Genomic DNA, 240 nt, shown 5'->3' with positions numbered 1-240 from the left:
AAGCTTTGCTGTTGGCCGGGTGAGAAATTTAGAAAGCGCTGGCGAAGAGCTTAGCGAAGATGACATTGACAAAATGGTTCACAGTTTAATTTGGCCATTAGTAGTATTACGTGAAAAACTCTTTGAATTTAAAAGTGGTGTTCTATGGAATATTGCTCTATATACTCCACAAGATGACGGAAACTTAGTGCCTGTTTGGAGAATGCACGACAAAAGAATCGAGGTTAAAAACCGTGCATG

1 protein-coding gene is annotated in these 240 nt (G+C 39.6%); it reads left to right on the top strand.

From position 1 onward, the window contains the following. A partial coding sequence (locus RMT89_RS45185) for a hypothetical protein (protein WP_315889557.1) occupies positions 1-240 on the top strand: 240 nt, incomplete at both ends.

Source organism: Streptomyces sp. P17, from assembly GCF_032436805.1.
Classification (GTDB): domain Bacteria; phylum Actinomycetota; class Actinomycetes; order Streptomycetales; family Streptomycetaceae; genus Streptomyces.
The sequence above is the reverse complement of the archived record's forward strand: the minus strand, read 5'-3'. Positions and strand labels throughout refer to the sequence as shown.